The sequence below is a fragment of the Streptomyces sp. SLBN-118 genome, from assembly GCF_006715635.1.
GTDB lineage: Bacteria > Actinomycetota > Actinomycetes > Streptomycetales > Streptomycetaceae > Streptomyces.
Genome location: NZ_VFNP01000001.1, coordinates 983,465 through 998,581, shown reverse-complemented (window position 1 = coordinate 998,581; position 15,117 = coordinate 983,465). Strand labels below are relative to the sequence as shown.

Below are 15,117 nucleotides of genomic sequence, written 5' to 3'. Positions count from 1 at the left end.
GGTGCTGCGTTCGTTGCGGTCTGTTGCCATGGAGTACGCATCAGGTGCGCGCTGTACTCAACCCGTGTGTCACAAGCGCAACGCGGCCGGCGTTCGGGCCGTGCGGGAGGGTGAGAGGCTTGGCCGCCGGACTCCCTCGGAGGCCGGGGACAGACTCGGCGGTCCCGGCGACGGCACACCGTAGTCCTGCCGTCCGGGCGCGCCTACACTCCGCAGCATGCTGCGCGTACTGGCTGTCGACGACGAGAAACCGGCACTTGAGGAACTGCTCTACCTGCTGCGTTGCGACTCCCGGATCAGGAGCGCGGAGGGCGCGACGGACGCCACCGAGGCACTGCGCCGCATCAGCCGCGCGCTGGACGCGGGCCCGGACGGCGAGGACGGCATCGATGTCGTCTTCCTGGACATCCACATGGCAGGGCTGTCCGGCCTCGATGTCGCCCGGCTGCTCGCAGGGTTCGCGCGCCCGCCGCTGATCGTGTTCGTCACCGCCCACGAAGGCTTCGCCGTCCAGGCCTTCGACCTCAAGGCCGTCGACTATGTCCTCAAGCCCGTGCGCAGGGAACGGCTGGCCGAAGCCGTACGGCGGGTACGCGACCTGGTCGTCTCGGCGCGCGAGCCCCGGCAGCCCGAGCCGCGGGACCACGCCGTGCCCACGCCCGCAGCGCACCCGCCCGTACAGAACACCGCACCGGCTGCTCCGCAGCACATCCCTGCCGGGAGCACCACCGGTCCCGAGCAGATACCGGTCGAACTGGGCGGCGTCACACGGTTCGTACCGATCGACGACATCGCCTATGTCGAGGCCCAGGGCGACTACGCCCGCCTCCACACCAAGGACGGCAGCCACCTGGTGCGCATCCCGCTTTCCACGCTGGAGGAGCGCTGGGCCTCCCGTGGGTTCGTACGCATCCACCGCAGCCATCTCGTCGCTCTCGCCCGGATCGACGAACTGCGCCTGGACGCAGGGACGACCACGGTCCGGGTGGGCGACGCAGAACTCGCCGTCAGCCGCCGTCACGCCCGCCAGCTGCGCGATCTGCTGATGCGGCACGCCAGGGGCTGACCCATGGGCCATGTGACCGTTCGGCGGCCGTGGGCAGCCGCTCGTCGAGCCGTCACTGCCGTACGGCGACGCGCGCCGTCCGCCGAACGACCGGTCTCCCGTTCGGCCGCAGCCGTCCCCGGTCGCCGCCTAACCTTGATCCGGCAAGCGGAGAAGGGGCCTGATGTCCGACATCGAAGCACTGCTGGAGGAGCTCCGGAGCCTGTCGGCGACCCGGGTGGCCGGCGCTCAAGACCTCGAGGCAGTGCTCGCCACGGTCAAGAGCGCCGCCGGACGCTGGGCGGATGTGCTGTACGAGATCCGGGAATCGGCCCAGGGACTCGTCGGCCCACGTGCCGAAACCGCCCTCGAAGTCGCCTTCCGCAGGGCCGAGGAGTCCTATGTCGAGCTGGAGATCGCACTGAGCGACTGTGCCCGGCGCACGGGCCGCTGAACCGGTCGCCACTGGCCCTACCGCAGGTCATCGCGCCTGCGTAGACTCCACAGCTCCCAAGGGTTCGCCTACCGACGCTGGAGCGGACGATGATGTCTGCAGAGCAACACCCCCGCCGTGAGGTGGTCACCGGCGTGCCGCGCAGCGCCCGGCGTGCACCGGGGCACGCGCCCGCCCGGTCCGAGATCAGCGAGCAGACGACACTCGGCGCCACCTATGTGCGTTCCCTGATGCGCAGCCAGCTGCGGGCCGCCCTCTACTCCCTGGGGGCACTCGCCCTGCTCGTCGGCTCGCTGCCGCTGCTGTTCGCTCTCCCGGCCGCATTCGGCGGCACCCTCTCCGCACCCGAGCCGTTCGTCTGGGTGGCGCTCGGTGTGGCGGTCTATCCGGTGATGTGGCTGACGGCGCGCTGGTACGTACGCCGTGCCGAGCGCAACGAGCGGGACTTCAGCAGACTTGTCGAAGGCCGCTGACCCGTGCTCATCGGTGACATGACATGAACCAGACCTACGCGGTGACCGCCGTCACCGTCGTAGTGCTGGCCACTGTGCTCATCGGCGCGCTCGGCCTTCGCATATCCCGTACCACCTCCGACTTCTACGTCGCGTCACGCACGGTGAAGCCCGGTCTCAACGCCGCCGCCATCAGCGGCGAGTACCTCTCCGCAGCCTCCTTCCTCGGCATCGCCGGACTGGTGCTCCTCCAGGGCCCCGACATGCTCTGGTACCCGGTCGGGTACACCGCCGGCTATCTCGTCCTGCTGGTGCTGGTGGCCGCCCCGCTGCGCCGCTCCGGCGCGTACACCCTCTCCGACTTTGCCGAGGCCCGGCTCGAGTCCGCGGCCGTACGCAGACTCGCCAGCCTCTTCGTCGTCGGCATCGGCTGGCTCTATCTGCTGCCCCAACTCCAGGGCGCGGGACTGACCCTGGAAATCCTCACCGGCGCACCCGACTGGGTGGGTGGCGTGGTCGTCGCCTGTGTCGTCACGGGGGCGGTCGCGGCGGGCGGAATGCGCAGCATCACTTTTGTGCAGGCCTTCCAGTACTGGCTCAAGCTCACCGCTCTGCTGGTGCCCGCGCTCTTCCTGCTCGCGGCGTGGGCCGGTGACGACACACCGCGGGCCCGCTTCGACGCACCGGGCCTGTTCCGCGAACACACCACCGTGCGCATCGACGACACCGTCCGCGTCGACTTCGACAAACCCCTGACCCTCACCGTCACCGGCGTCATCGACAGCACCCCGTACGAGAAGGGGGAGGTCACCCTCGACCGGGGTACCCACCGCATCGGCGCGGGGACCAGCCTCGGCTTCCCGCAGGGCGCCGAGGTGCCCCGGCGGACCACCTCCGGCTCCGATCCGGCCAGTTGGTCCCAGCCGCTGTCCGGCGGCAGGGACGGCTACCACCTGTACGCGACGTACGGACTCATCCTCGCCACCTTCCTCGGCACCATGGGGCTCCCGCATGTCGCCGTGCGCTTCTACACCAGCCCCAACGGGCGCGCCGCCCGCCGCACCACACTCGTCGTCCTCGGGCTGATCGGCGCCTTCTATCTGCTGCCGCCCGTCTACGGCGCCCTCGGACGGATCTACGCCCCCGAACTCTCGCTCACCGGCGACGCGGACGCGGCCGTGCTGGTGCTGCCGGAGCGGATGGTGGGCGGTATCACCGGGGACCTGCTCGGGGCGCTGCTCGCGGGCGGTGCGTTCGCGGCGTTCCTGTCCACCGCGTCCGGGCTGACCATGTCCGTCGCAGGTGTGATCACCCAGGATGTGCTGCCCGCGCGCGGTGTACGGCACTTCCGCCTCGCGACCCTGCTCGCCATGGCGGTGCCGCTGGCCCTGAGCGTGGTGGCCACCCATGTGCCGGTCGCCGACGCGGTGGGGCTCGCCTTCGCCGTCTCGGCCTCCTCCTTCTGCCCGCTGCTCGTGCTCGGCATCTGGTGGCGCGGACTCACCCCGCCCGGCGCCGCCGCCGGGCTCGTCGCCGGCGGCGGGTCGGCTCTCACCGCGGTGATGGCCACCCGCGCGGGCCTCGCCCCCGGCGGCTGGGCGCACACACTGATGGCGTGGCCCGCCGTGTGGTCGGTACCCGTCGGCTTTCTGACCATGGTTCTGGTGTCCCTGGCCACCCAGCGCCACGTACCTCCCGGCGCAGCCGCCATCCTCGCGCGGCTGCATCTGCCGGAGGACCTTGTCGGCAGGCCGCAGCCCGAAGGAGCCGAACGATGACCGGGACTTCCATGGCCGCGCTGGCCGCGGCCGGAGCGCTCCTGCTCGCCGTCGGTGTCGCGTTCGGCAGACTGAGCGCCCGCCGTGGCGCCAGACCCGACCTCGATCTGGGCACACCCGTCGAACTCGCCACCTTCCACACCCTGCACACCGCATCGCTCGCAGCGCCACCACTGCGCGCGGGCCTCACCGAGGACACCGCACGCAAGGCCGCCCGGCGACTGCGCTCCCTGCTCGGCACCGAGGCGCTGTGCCTCACCGACCGCGAATCCGTACTCGCCTGGGACGGTCCCGGCGCCGACCACCACGAGCAGCGGGTGATGGTGCGTGTCGCCGACATGCTGGACTCCGGACGCAGCCAGAGCGTGCACACCGAGTGCGAGGACCTGGAATGCCCGCTGCGCTGGGCCGTGATCGCCCCGCTCACCGGCGAGGAGGGTGTGCTCGGGGCCCTCGTCGCCTACGGTTCGCGGGAGTCGGCCGTCCTGGTGCGGGCCGCGACCGAAGTGGCCCGCTGGGTCTCCGTACAACTGGAACTCGCCGAGCTCGACCGGTCCCGCACCCGGCTGATCGAAGCCGAGATCCGCGCACTGCGCGCCCAGATCTCGCCGCATTTCATCTTCAACTCGCTCGCCGCGATCGCCTCCTTCGTCCGTACCGATCCCGAGCGGGCCCGTGAACTGCTCCTGGAATTCGCCGACTTCACCCGCTACTCCTTCCGCCGGCGCGGCGACTTCACCAATCTCGCCGACGAACTGCGCTCCATCGAGCAGTACTTGGCGCTCGCAGGTGCCCGCTTCGGAGACCGTCTCAAGGTGACGCTCCAGGTGGCACCCGAAGTACTGCCGGTGACCCTGCCGTTCCTGTGTCTGCAGCCGCTCGTCGAGAACGCCGTCAAACACGGTCTGGAGGACTCGAAGGACGACTGCCGCGTCACCATCGCGGCACAGGACGCCGGATCCGAGGCCATGGTGACCATCGAGGACGACGGTGTGGGCATGGACCCGGCCGTACTGCGGGGGATCCTCGCGGGGGAGCGGACTGAGTCGTCGGGCATCGGGCTGTCCAATGTCGACGAGCGACTGCGCCAGGTGTACGGCGACGATCACGGGCTGGTCATCGAGACGGGCGTCGGCGCGGGCATGAAGATCACGATCCGGCTCCCCAAGTACCGCTCGGGCGTGCACTCCTCGGCAGGCCGCCGGTCCCCGGGCTGAGACTGCGCCGATGTCCTGTCGGCATCGAGTCGCCCGGCCACTCGTTTCGTGTCACGCCGTCGGCAGGCCGGCCAAGGAGCCGTCCGGGCCGTCAGCAGAAGAGGTGGATGGCCAGGTGGCTCAGCGGCAGCCCCAGCTGCCAGGCCGGAGTCCAGACCTCCGCGTACTCGTCCACGACACCGGACTGCGCGGCGGCCGGGTGCCAGGGCTCGCTGTCCCCGAGATCGGCGGCGAGCAGCTCCGTCTGCCGCAGCCAGCGCCAGGCGTCCAGCGCGAGCGCAAGATCCGGATCGGCTCCCTCGTCGAGGTCCCGTTCCCGCTCCTGCCGGGCGGTCAGCCGCTCGTGCACCCACTCCTGCCAGGGATGGTCGTACGAGGTCAGTGACAGCCATTCGTCGATCCGGGAGACCACCCGCACGCCCGCCAGCTCGTCCGCGCTGTCGCACAGATAGATGGTGAGCGCCAGCGTCTGTCTGCCCGCGCGGTATTCGAGCGAACCGCCCTCCACGAGCGCGCCCGCCCGCAGCATCTCGTCGGCGATGTACTCGGCGCAGAGCCACGCCATGGGGACTGCCAGCCCGCCTCCGCTGGTTCCGTTCGTACTCTCGGGCTGCACCCTTCCCACCTTCTTCCCGGACGACTTCGTGCCGACTCGACGACGAGCCTCCACCGTCAGACACGGCTGGGAGCCCGTCTTTACTCAACTTGAGCGTGAGGTTTCGCATACTGTCGCTCCTTGGACGTGGTCCGAGGGGGACGAGGACACCGAAGGGACATCCGGGGCACGCGGGACTGAACTTCGGACGGACGGACGGCGTGCCGGGGCCACCGTGGCAGGCGGCCACCGGGACCGGCCGGGCGCCCGCGTCAGGCTGCCACCGGGACCCGCCGGTGCCGCCAGCTGCCGTCGTGGAGCTGAATGCGCAACAGCCCGGCCCGGCATCTGCGCCAGGCGGGACTGCCCGCGTCCGCCGCGCTGAGCGCGAGCAGAGCAAGCGCCGTGGCGGGCGGCTCGTCCTCGATGCGCGCCGCGTCGCGTCGCGAGGCCGCGATACGGGCCACCGTCTCGCGCACCGGCAGGCGGCCCGCCGCCGGATACTCGACCAGCAGCCGGGCCGCGAGCAGCGCGGGGGAGCCCGGCCGGCCGGTGAAGGGGCACGGCGTACCGGTCGCGATGTCACGGGCCAGCAGCCCGCCCAGCCTGTCGATCGGCGGGCCACCCACCACGGCCAGATCGACGTGGACGGCGAGGGCGTGGACGATCCGAGTGAGGGCGGCGCAGCCCGGTGCGACGAGCAGGGGGTGGGTGAGATCGACCGGCTCGCCTTCGCGCAGAGCGAGCGTCCGCAACGCGGCTTCGATCAACCCGGCCGTGGAGTGCGCAGGTTGGGGCGAGGCGCCGCGCAGCCAGCGCCGGGCCCGACGAGCCGCCCGGGCGGCCGCCGCGTCGGGGCAGCGGCTGAGCGCCACGGCGGCGAGCGCCGTCTCGGCGATCGCCGGCTGCCGGGATGGGGACGTCTCGGTCACAGGAACCGTCCTCGGATGGTCGAAGCGCGATGGTTACTCCGGGCATTACGCACGGCGCGCGCCGCGAGTTCAGCCGCCCCCCGCGCGCCGCCCACGCCGCGAGTTGAGCCGCCCCCCGTGCCGCGACGGCCGGGCGAGGGAATCCGCCACCGCAGCACGTCACGGGGACGGTTGGTGGCCGCGTGTGGGTCGGTCGAGAACTCTCCACATGTCGCCGCCCGGCGGATCCCGGCCTGCTCGGCGATCAGCCGCACGGACGCAGAGTTTCGACGAACGGTCGCCCCGGCGCGACGAGCGGTGCGAACCCCGGGCGGGTGCTCAGCGGCGGCGCGCGTACCCCGGCAGACAGCGGGCAAGCGCACGCAGTGCGTAGTACGAACGCGACTTGACCGTCCCGGCAGGTATGCCGAGTTCCTCCGCCGCCTCGTTCACGCTCAGCCCGTGGAAGTAGATGTGCACCAGCACCGCGCGGTGCTCCGGGCTCAGTGACTCGACCGCGGCCCGCACGTCCAGCACTGCGACGGCCGTCTCAGTGACATCCGCCGGGTCCGGCGTGGTGGCGAGGACACCGTCGCCGATCTCGGTCGGCCGGGCCAGCCGGGAGCGCCTGGCGTCGATCGCGAGCCGCCTGCCGACCGTGAAGAGCCAGGGCCGCATCGACTCGTAGGGCCCGTCGAAGGCCTCGGGGTGCTGCCAGGCACGTACGAGCGTCTCCTGCAGCAAGTCCTCGGCGCGTTGCTGGTCCCCGTAGGTCAGACCGAGCAGAAAGCTGAGCAGGGCGGGCCCGTGCTCACGCTGCAGCTCCGCCATGGCCCGCTCGTCGGTCGTCGCGGTCGCCGTCGCCATTGCCTACACCCTTTCGCGCGGAGTCGCTGCCACGTGGCGTATACGAACGCATCGGGACGCCGAGGGACAGACGGCCTGCAGCGGTCGTCGGCGAGCGGTCGCACGGAGCGGCGAATGGTGCGGTGAGCGGTCGGCCGGTAGCAATCGAACGGCCGGACACCCCTGGGGGTGTCCCGGGCTCCGTCTCAGTGACATGTCGGCTTCGTCGCTTGACTCGGCCGTGCCCTGACGGGCAACCCTGACCGATGACTCAGCGCACGCGTCAGGGAACGGTGGCAGCCACCCTCGTACTCCTCACCACCGCGGCAGGCTGTGCCGGACAGACGGGCCCCGCCGGCACCCCGCAGCACGGGGGGACCGTGCACCCCGCCCCCTCCGCAGCGGGAGGTGCCGGCGTAACGCGCGGTTTCACGCTCGTCGCAAGCGGTGACGTGCTCCCGCACGACTCGGCCGTCAGCCGGGCCAGGACGGACGCGGGCGGCGACGGTTACGACTTCCGGCCCATGCTCGCGGGTGTCAGGTCCGTCGTCTCGCGGGCCGATCTGGCGATCTGCCACTACGCCACCGCCACATCCCTGCCGCAACTCGCGAAGGCGCTCGGCTCCACCGGGTACGACTCCTGCTCGACCACCTCGAACCGCAGCCTCGACGCGCTCGACACGGCGGGCCTCAGACATGCTGGTTCGGCCCGCACGGCCGCCGAGGCCCGCCGCCCCGCCTGGCTGAGGGCCGGCGGCGCAAAGGTCGCCCAACTGGCCTACAGCTCCGGCACCAACGGCAGCACGGTCGCCGACGAGCGGTCCTGGACGGTCAGTCGCATCGACGAGAAGAAGATCGTCGCCGATGCGCGCGCCGCCCGCAGGGCCGGAGCGGATGTGGTCGTCGTCAGTCTGGACTGGGGTCACCAGTGGCGGACCGAGCCCGACGATCGGCAACTGAGCCTCGGCAGGCGGCTCACCGCGTCCACCACTGCGGGCCGCCCTGACATCGACCTCGTCCTCGGCACGCACGCCCGTGTGCCACAGCCGTACGAGAAGGTCAACGGCACCTGGATCGTCTACGGCATGGGCGGCAACCAGGGATCCATGGCCCGCTTCACCTTCGTACCGCCCGCAGGGCCCGGTCGGCGCTGGGTGGTGAAGAAGGCGGAGTTCGTCCCGACGTGGACGGACACCGACGCCGGACGCGTCATCAATCTCCCGGAGGCGCTGCACGGCGGGGCGGACCGGGACGAGCTTCGTGAGGCGCAGCAGGCGATCTTGGAGGCGGTGCTCAGCCGCGGCGCGGCCGGGGACGGCCTCACCATGGGGTAGCGCCACCCGGCATCCGGACCGGCCCTACGGTACGACCGTCACCGGCCAGCGCCCCGCCTTGACCAGCCGGACGGCCACCGAGCCGATGATCCGGTGGCCCGCGGACTCCGAAGCACCCACCACCACGGCGTCCGCCTTCAGTTCGTCGGCCGCCGTGACCAGTCCGCTGTACGGGTCACCGCGGACGGTGTGGAACTCCCAGCGGACGTCCCAGATCCCCTTGACCCGTTCTGCGGCGCAGCGGATCTCGGCCACCAGTTCCTCGGTGATGTCCCCGGCCGCGTCCCCGACCGGAACGCCGAACGCCGAACCGGTCGGCATCACCGGCTGCACGTACACAACCGCGAGCAGGGCGTTCTGCCGCCGGGCAAGCCCTCCCGCGTACGCCGCCGCCCGCATCGAGGAATCGGATCCGTCCAGACCGACGACGATCACCTTCGGGCCGTCCGTGCCGCGCTCGAAGCGCTGGGGCTGCTGGTGGGGCCGCTGCTCGGTCACACCATCGAGGCTATCCCCTTCCAACAGGCGGCCCGCCTGTGCCCTCCCTAAAGTGCAGATCATGAGTGTCACCGTGGAGGAGCCCACTTCCGCCCGTGGCGGCTTGCTCAGCAGGGTGCCCGACGCGTTCGCGATGTTCTTCGCCGCCCTCGGTGTCTTCTGCGCGATCCTCGCCGTCATCCCTCCGCTGCGGCGCCTGCTTCGCCCCGTCGCCGTGTTCCTGGACCGCGTCACCGTCCCCGTCAGCGCGAACCTCGCCTACGCGGCCTTCCTGCTGCTGCTCGCCGCGGCCATCGGCGCGCGCAAGAAGGCCGCGTGGTGGCTGGTCGTCAGCTATCTGGCGCTGCTGCTGATCGCCGACGTGCTGGTCGTGGCCATCGACCACGAGTGGTCGTGGATCCCCAATCTGGTGCTCTGCATCGCCGCCGTCGCGGTGCTCGTCGCGGCGCGCGGGGAGTTCTACGCCAAGTCCCGGCGCGCGTCGCTGGGTCATGCGCTTCTCGTCCTCGTTCTCGGGCTCGCCGCGGGCGTGCTCGTCGGCTGGGGCCTGGTCGAGCTGTTCCCCGGCGGACTGCCGCAGAACCAGCGCCTGCTGTGGGCCGCCAACCGCGTGTTCGGCGGGCTCGTCTCCGGTGATCAGTTCGACGGCCACCCGCCGCGATTCCTCTTCTTCCTCCTGGGACTCTTCGGCGCGATCGCCCTGCTCAGCGCGGCCGCCACGCTGTTTCGTTCACAGCGCATGGAAGCCGCCCTGCACGGTGACGAGGAGCCCCGGATCCGGGCCCTGCTCGGTGCCTACGGCTCCCAGGACTCACTTGGCTACTTCGCCACCCGCCGCGACAAGGCTGTCGTCTTCTCGCCCAGTGGCAGGGGCGCCGTCACCTATCGCGTCGAGGCCGGTGTCGCTCTGGCCAGCGGCGATCCGATCGGCGACCGGACGTCCTGGGCCCCGGCCATCCAGGCCTGGCTGGACCTCGCCAAGCGCTATGCCTGGGCCCCCGCCGTGATGGGAGCCTCGGAGGAGGGCGCCAGGGCTTTTGCGCGCTCCGGGCTCGGCGCGATCCAGCTCGGCGACGAGGCGATCCTGAACGTCGCCCGCTTCGACCTGGACGGCCGCGACATGCGTGTCACCCGGCAGGCCGTGAACCGGGTCAAGCGCACCGGAGCCACCGTCCGGATCCGCCGCCACCTGACCCTGAGCGACGAGGAGATGCGGCGCATCGTCGACAAGGCCGACGCCTGGCGGGACACCGAGACCGAACGCGGCTTCTCCATGGCACTCGACCGGCTCGGTGACCCGGCCGACGGGGACTGCCTGCTCGTCGAGGCATTCGACGCCGACGAGCATCTGATCGCCCTGCTCTCCTTCGTGCCGTGGGGCAAGGACGGCGTCTCGCTCGACCTGATGCGCCGCGACCGCACCGCCCCCAATGGCGTGATGGAGTTCATGGTCGCCGAACTCTGCGCCCAGGCACACAGACTCGGCGTCCGCCGCATCTCCCTCAACTTCGCCGTCTTCCGCTCGGCCTTCGAGGAGGGCGCCCGCATCGGCGCGGGCCCGGTCCTGCGGATGTGGCGCAGGCTGCTCCTGTTCTTCTCCAAGTGGTGGCAGCTCGAAGCCCTCTACCGCTCCAACGTGAAGTACCAGCCCGAGTGGTATCCGCGCTTCCTCTGCTACGGGGATGCCGGCTCCCTCGCCCGCGTCGGCCTGGCCTCGGGGATCGCGGAGGGTTTCGTCTCCGTACCGAGCCTGCGCAAGCTCTGGGGCAAGGGGAAGGCACGGAACCGGGGCGTGGTCAGCCCCGTCACGACCGCGGGGCTGCCGTCCATCGATTCCCTCGGTCTGGTGGGCCCGGCCCCGGCGGAGACGGCGGGGGAGCAGCGGCTGCCCGAGCAGGTGCGCATCCGTCACCGCAAGCTGGAGCGGCTGCGGGCGGACGGCACCGATCCCTACCCGGTCGGTATCGCGCAGCGCACCGACACGCTCGCCGAGATCCGAAGCCTCACCCCCGCACCCGCGGCCGGTACCCGCACCGGCCGGAAGGCGACTGTCGCGGGGCGCGTGATAGTCGTACGCGACCTCGGCGGCGTCGTCTTCGCCGTGCTGCGCGACTGGTCCGGTGACCTCCAGCTCGCCTTCGCCCGTGACACCTGCGGCGCGGACGTACTGAAGCGCTTCACCTCCGACGTCGACTTCGGCGACCACATCACCGCCACCGGCGAGATCGGCGCGAGCGACAAGGGCGAGCTGTCCCTCTTCGTCAGCGCGTGGCAGCTGACCGGCAAGTGCCTGCGCCCGCTGCCCGACAAACGGCGCGGCCTCGCCGACCCCGAGGCGCGTGTCCGCCGCCGTTATCTCGACCTCGTGTCCAGCCCCGACGCCCGCGATGTCGTACGCCACCGCTCCGCCGCCGTCCAGGCACTGCGCCAGGGGCTGCTGGAGCGCGGCTACCTCGAGGTCGAGACGCCGATGCTGCAGCAGATCCACGGCGGGGCCAATGCGCGCCCCTTCACCACTCACATCAACGCCTACGACCTCGATCTCTATCTGCGGATCGCCCCCGAGCTCTATCTCAAGCGGCTGTGCGTGGGCGGTCTGGAGAAGGTTTTCGAGCTGGGCCGGACCTTCCGCAACGAAGGCGTCTCCTACAAGCACAACCCCGAGTTCACGATGCTGGAGGCCTACCAGGCCTTCGCCGACTACGACGTGATGCTCGATCTGACCCGTGAGCTGATCCAGGGCGCGGCCACCGCCGCCTTCGGCGCCCCGATCGCGCACAAGGCGGGCCCGGACGGCAAGCTGGTGGAGCATGACATCTCCGGTCCCTGGCCGGTCAGGACGCTGTACGAAGCGGTGTCCGACGCGCTCGGCGAGCAGATCGACGCCGACACCGACGAGGCGGTGCTGCGAAGTCTGTGCGACAGGGCGGGTGTGCCGCACATCCCGGACGACACCCGGGGCGACGTGGTCCTCGAAATGTACGAGCGCCTCGTCGAGGAGCGGACCCAGCTGCCCACCTTCTACAAGGACTTCCCGACCGACGTCTCCCCACTGACCCGCCAGCACCGCCGCGACCCCCGGCTGGCCGAACGCTGGGACCTGGTCGCCTTTGGAACCGAACTGGGCACCGCTTACTCGGAGTTGACCGACCCGGTCGAGCAGCGGCGCCGGCTCACCGCGCAGTCCCTGCTGGCCGCGGGCGGCGACCCGGAGGCCATGGAGATCGACGAGGACTTCCTGGACGCGCTGGAGTACGCGATGCCGCCGACCGGCGGTCTCGGGATCGGGGTCGACCGGCTCGTCATGTTCCTCACCGGACTGACCATCCGGGAGACACTGCCCTTCCCGCTGGTCCGCCGCAACTGACGCGCCGTTCGCGCCCACCGGACTGCTCCCATCGGGTGCTTTCGCCCGCCCGAACGGTGTTGATGCAGCGGTGGCGGCCCCATTCGTGCGAGCAGTTAGTCATGAAAGCGGATCAGATGCTCCCGGGCCGCCGTTCGGTACTCCGTATCGCGGCCTGCCTCGGCGCTGCCGTCACCATGGGGACGCTCTTCACCGAGCGGGACCGGAGCCCCGGCAGGGAAGCATCCCCGGGCCCGGCGGCGGGCCCCCGGGCAGCCGCGGCGGGCCCGCCCATGCACGAGTCGGCGTACCGGCTGCGGCCGATGACGGCAGACGCCCCACCGAGATTCCACCGGGCGCTCCCGCCCGTGCGCACCAGACCCTTCGAGCGGTTTCCCCAGCTGGGCCGCACCCTGGTGCTCACCTTCGACGACGGGCCCGATCCCCACTACACGCCCGGCATTCTGAGCACCCTGCGCCAGTACCACGTGAACGCGATGTTCTTCGTCTGCGGCGAGATGGCCGCCGCCAACCGTGAACTGCTGCGCGAGATCGCCGACGACGGACACGTCGTGGGCAACCACACCTGGTCCCACCCGCTGATCCCCAAGCTCCCGGCCTCGAAAATCCGCGGCGAACTGGGCCGCACCAGCGAAGTCATCGCGCGGACCCTGGGTGCCGCGCCGCTGTGGTTCCGCGCCCCGTACGGAGCATGGAACAAGCTCACCTTCGAGATCGGCGCGGAACTCGGCATGGAGCCCGTGGGCTGGACCGTCGACTCGCTCGACTGGACCGAGCCCGGCACCACGACAATCGTCCGCAAGGTGCTCGACGGCGCGGCGCCGGGCGCCGTGATCCTTTCGCACGACGCGGGCGGCAACCGATCCCAGAGCGTCGCAGCCCTGCGCCGCTATCTGCCCAGGCTGCTGGACGCCGGATACCGCATCACCGTGCCGCACCGCTGAGCGCCGCCCGGACCGCCGCCCGTACCGGCGGGCGGCCGGGTGGCGGACCGCTCTCTGGGCCCAGGTCAGCGGATCTTGATCATCCTGGCGAAGACAACGACGTTTCCGTCGTAGCCGCTGCGCTTCGAATAGCCGCCGCCGCAGGTGATCACGCGCAGTTCGGCAAAGCCCGTGTCGCCGTACACGTGGGCCCCGGGGAAGTTCGCCTTGGAGAACACCTCGACTCCGTACACCTCGAAGACCGCGGTCTTGCCGTCGAAGCGGGCCACCTCGATGTGGTGGCCCCTCTGGATGGAGCCGAGACCGTAGAAGACCGCGGGCCCCGACAGATTGTCGACATGGCCGACGACGACCGCGGTGCCGCGCTGGCCCGGGGAGATGCCGTTCTGGTACCAGCCCGCGATATTGGGGTCTCGGGGCGGCGGTGCCTCGATCCAGCCGTCGGCGTCCAGGCCCACGTTCATGATGGGCGCGTCGACCTTGATCGCGGGGATCCGCACGCGTTCCGCGGGGGCGTACGGCAGCGTCCGGGCGGCGACCACAGGGGCGAAGATCTCGCCGGGGCGGCTCAGCGATGCGGCGGAGGCCGGCTGGGGCGGGCCGAGGCCCACATCGACGCCGTTCCTCATCATCGCCAACCCGGTGAGCATGACAAGGGCCAGTACGCCCCAGGGCGAGCGTTTCCTCGACTCCGAGCCGCTGTAGAACTCGCCCATGACTCTCCCTTTTCGTAGGCGCCTGTACGCACGCTAAGTGACCACCGGAGGACCGGCGAGGAGGGAGAGGCGAACGGGTGGCAGGCAGGGGGAGGCTGGCCCATACGACGTATTTGTCGGATAAAAATTCTGACGGTCCGTGACCTGGGACTCCGTCAGATCCTCCGGCGTGTCGTCGGCGTGTCGCTCACCGGAAGGGATCAATTCCGAAATGCGGGGGTCGTTCGGCCCGGTGAGGGTTCGTCGTGGAAGACGTACTCGTCGAATCGCCCGGAGCGCCGCTTTGGGGCGTCTTCCACAGGAGGTTCTACGATGCGTGCATCACGCGCTCTCGCAGTGGCCGCGGCCGCCATCGCGGCCGTCGGGCTCTCTGCCCCGATGGCCGCGGCCGGCGGCGACGCCGGTCAAGGGGGAAGTGGCCAGGGTGGCAGGGGGCAGGGGGGCGACGGCGGGGTCCAGGTCCTTTCCGTCAGCCCCGAGGCCGTCCACCAGGGCGGCACCCTGACCGTCACCGTCCGGGGTTGCAACCGCGGCGGCACGGTCACGTCCAACGCCTTCCCGCAGACCAATCTCTCCCAGGCTCGTAACGGCATCTCGACCGCCACCGCACGGGTCAACGACAACGCGGCGCCGGGACAGTACAACCTGGCCGTCAGGTGCAACGACAGCCAGGGCATTGCGACCGCGCAGTTCACCGTGCTGGCCGGCCGCGGCGCACAGGGCGGCCTCGGCGGCTCGGTAGGCCCGAGCGGCACCGAGATGGCGATCGGCGGCGGACTCGTCGCCACGGCGGCCGTCGGCGGTTCGCTCTTCATCGTCCGGCGTCGCCGCATGATCAGCGGAAAGGTCTGACTGGTCGAACCTCCCGGTCAACCCGTAACCGCCCGCCGCCCCGAGTCCTGGCCAGGACTCGGGGCGGCGGGCGGTTACGGGGCGATCAGCGCTCAAGTGGCGGGTGGG

At 71.0% G+C, this 15,117-nt stretch carries 14 protein-coding genes; 9 read left to right on the top strand and 5 right to left on the bottom strand.

All coding sequences use genetic code 11. The features are described from left to right. The first annotated feature begins 217 nt into the window (after nt 1-217). The 5 genes from FBY35_RS04650 to FBY35_RS04630 all read left to right on the top strand — a co-directional run bounded on the left by FBY35_RS04650 (nt 218) and on the right by FBY35_RS04630 (nt 4,946). A complete protein-coding gene (locus FBY35_RS04650) occupies nt 218-1,066 on the top strand; it encodes a LytTR family DNA-binding domain-containing protein (RefSeq protein WP_142212563.1) in 849 nt (282 codons plus the stop codon). A gap of 163 nt (nt 1,067-1,229) precedes the next feature. Continuing rightward, nucleotides 1,230-1,499, top strand: a complete 270-nt coding sequence (locus tag FBY35_RS04645) for a hypothetical protein (protein WP_142212562.1) — start codon at nt 1,230-1,232, stop codon at nt 1,497-1,499. 92 nt (nt 1,500-1,591) lie between these two features. Continuing rightward, a complete protein-coding gene (locus tag FBY35_RS04640; protein WP_142214899.1) occupies nt 1,592-1,972 on the top strand; it encodes a hypothetical protein in 381 nt (126 codons plus the stop codon). Nucleotides 1,973-1,995: 23 nt separating this feature from the next. Further along, a complete protein-coding gene (locus FBY35_RS04635) occupies nt 1,996-3,729 on the top strand; it encodes a cation acetate symporter (RefSeq protein WP_142212561.1) in 1,734 nt (577 codons plus the stop codon). Next, nucleotides 3,726-4,946 carry a sensor histidine kinase gene (locus tag FBY35_RS04630; RefSeq protein WP_142212560.1) on the top strand — a complete coding sequence of 407 codons (1,221 nt, stop codon included), beginning with the start codon at nt 3,726-3,728 and terminating at the stop codon, nt 4,944-4,946. Before FBY35_RS04635 ends, FBY35_RS04630 begins: the two co-directional genes overlap by 4 nt. Before the next feature lie 91 nt (nt 4,947-5,037). Here FBY35_RS04630 and FBY35_RS04625 read toward each other — a convergent pair whose 3' ends face one another. From FBY35_RS04625 to FBY35_RS04615, 3 genes are all read right to left on the bottom strand, one after another. Then, complete coding sequence (locus FBY35_RS04625; protein WP_186356857.1) at nt 5,038-5,562, bottom strand: hypothetical protein; 525 nt, start codon at nt 5,560-5,562, stop codon at nt 5,038-5,040. A gap of 251 nt (nt 5,563-5,813) precedes the next feature. Beyond that, on the bottom strand, nt 5,814-6,473 hold the full coding sequence (locus FBY35_RS04620) for a hypothetical protein (protein WP_142212559.1): 660 nt from the start codon (nt 6,471-6,473) through the stop codon (nt 5,814-5,816). Between the two features lie 318 nt (nt 6,474-6,791). Further along, nucleotides 6,792-7,319: a sigma-70 family RNA polymerase sigma factor gene (locus FBY35_RS04615; protein ID WP_142212558.1), complete on the bottom strand. Its 528-nt coding sequence runs from the start codon at nt 7,317-7,319 to the stop codon at nt 6,792-6,794. A gap of 245 nt (nt 7,320-7,564) precedes the next feature. Here FBY35_RS04615 and FBY35_RS04610 point away from each other — a divergent pair, with 245 nt between their 5' ends. Beyond that, nucleotides 7,565-8,632 (top strand): CapA family protein, encoded by a 1,068-nt coding sequence (locus FBY35_RS04610; protein WP_142212557.1) that lies wholly within the window; start codon nt 7,565-7,567, stop codon nt 8,630-8,632. 24 nt (nt 8,633-8,656) lie between these two features. Here the strand turns inward: FBY35_RS04610 and FBY35_RS04605 are convergent, their stop codons facing one another. Continuing rightward, the gene (locus FBY35_RS04605) at nt 8,657-9,130 is read right to left on the bottom strand and encodes a universal stress protein (RefSeq protein ID WP_186356856.1); all 474 of its coding nucleotides are present in this window, start codon (nt 9,128-9,130) and stop codon (nt 8,657-8,659) included. Between the two features lie 61 nt (nt 9,131-9,191). Between FBY35_RS04605 and lysX the strand changes: the two genes are divergently transcribed. Continuing rightward, nucleotides 9,192-12,497: a bifunctional lysylphosphatidylglycerol synthetase/lysine--tRNA ligase LysX gene (gene lysX / locus FBY35_RS04600; RefSeq protein ID WP_142212555.1), complete on the top strand. Its 3,306-nt coding sequence runs from the start codon at nt 9,192-9,194 to the stop codon at nt 12,495-12,497. A gap of 101 nt (nt 12,498-12,598) precedes the next feature. Further along, a complete protein-coding gene (locus tag FBY35_RS04595) occupies nt 12,599-13,441 on the top strand; it encodes a polysaccharide deacetylase family protein (RefSeq protein ID WP_142212554.1) in 843 nt (280 codons plus the stop codon). Between the two features lie 65 nt (nt 13,442-13,506). On the opposite strand, the gene FBY35_RS04590 is transcribed toward FBY35_RS04595, so the two are convergent. After that, on the bottom strand, nt 13,507-14,157 hold the full coding sequence (locus FBY35_RS04590; protein ID WP_142212553.1) for a class F sortase: 651 nt from the start codon (nt 14,155-14,157) through the stop codon (nt 13,507-13,509). A gap of 312 nt (nt 14,158-14,469) precedes the next feature. Between FBY35_RS04590 and FBY35_RS04585 the strand changes: the two genes are divergently transcribed. Beyond that, nucleotides 14,470-15,009 (top strand): hypothetical protein, encoded by a 540-nt coding sequence (locus tag FBY35_RS04585; protein ID WP_142212552.1) that lies wholly within the window; start codon nt 14,470-14,472, stop codon nt 15,007-15,009. Nucleotides 15,010-15,117 lie beyond the last annotated feature (108 nt).